Source organism: Psychrobacter sp. BF1, assembly GCF_019279065.1.
In the GTDB taxonomy this organism is placed as follows: domain Bacteria; phylum Pseudomonadota; class Gammaproteobacteria; order Pseudomonadales; family Moraxellaceae; genus Psychrobacter; species Psychrobacter urativorans.
The window spans coordinates 1-1302 of sequence record NZ_JAGYWV010000035.1; the positions used below are offsets into that span (position 1 = coordinate 1).

Below are 1302 nucleotides of genomic sequence, written 5' to 3' on the forward strand. Positions count from 1 at the left end.
GAGCCCATCCCAGATTCTGTGTAACTGCCATTTAGATTAAATGCCTGCTGATACGATCATCAAACATAATCATAAAGCGATTTAAAGCAGACGTCCAGTTACGGATGGGCATCGACCATTTTTTGGATGCCTGCTGGGTTGCTAGGTACACCACCTTGAAAGCTGCTTGATCAGAGGGGAATACTTTACGCTTATTCACCGCCGTCCGAATCACACTGTTTAGCGACTCTATCGCATTGGTGGTATAAATCGCTTTTCTGATGTCCTTAGGGTAGCCAAAGAACACCGTTAAGCCCTCCCAGTTATTACGCCAAGACTTGACCACATGCGGATATTTCTCACCCCACACCTCATCAAAGTGCTCAAGATTGGCCTCTGCCATCTCAAGTGTATCAGCGCCATAGATGGCTTTTAAATCAGCCGCTACGGCCTTTTTATCCGTCCACGGTACAAACTTCATTGAATAGCGCACCATGTGTACGATACACAGCTGAACCTGAGCATTGGGGTAGACGGTATTGATGGCATCAGGGAAGCCCTTTAAACCATCAACACAGGCAATGAGGATGTCTTGTACTCCGCGGTTTTGTAGCTCAGTGAGAACGCCCAGCCAGAACTTAGCGCCTTCATTCTCTGATAGCCACATACCAAGCAGCTCTTTTTTACCGTTAAGTCCCACACCTAGCGCCAGATAGACAGCCTTGTTGATGATCTGCTTGTCTTGACGTACTTTAACGACGATGCAGTCTAAGTAGACGATAGGATAAACACTGCTCAGTGGCCGGTTCTGCCAAGCGATGATGTCGTCTAAGATATTATCCGTGACTCTGGAAACCAAGCTGCTTGAGATGTCGACGTCGTAGAGCTCTTTAATGCTCTCTACAATCTCCATGGTGGTTTGACCCTTGGCGTAAAGGAATATGATCTTGTCGTCAAGACCTGAGATGCGGGTTTGTTGCTTAGCAACCAATACAGGCTCAAAGCTACTATCACGGTCTCTTGGGGTTGAGATATCAAGATCGCCTGTGTCACTGCGGACTCTCTTTTTAGTGTGCCCATTGCGTTTGTTAGGTTTGTCGGCTTTCTCATGCTTAGGGTAGCCGAGATGCTCTTCCATCTCAGCCTCTAAGGCAGTATCGATAAACGATTGCATGAGCTGCTTCTGAAAGTCTTTGAGGTCATCAAAGCTTTTCATGCTACCAGCCATTTGCTCAGCCAGTTTTTTAAGGTCAGATTGAGTAGTCATTGCTTATTCTCCGGTTAGTGGATTATAAGCAGTTACACAAAGTTTGGGAAACTCTC

Annotated in this window: 1 protein-coding gene; it reads right to left on the minus strand. The window is 46.4% G+C overall.

The genetic code is table 11. The features are described 5' to 3' along the window. Positions 1-31 precede the first annotated feature (31 nt). Positions 32-1246 carry an IS256 family transposase gene (locus tag KZA12_RS14720; protein WP_218690753.1) on the minus strand — a complete coding sequence of 405 codons (1215 nt, stop codon included), beginning with the start codon at positions 1244-1246 and terminating at the stop codon, positions 32-34. Between the last annotated feature and the right edge of the window lie 56 nt (positions 1247-1302).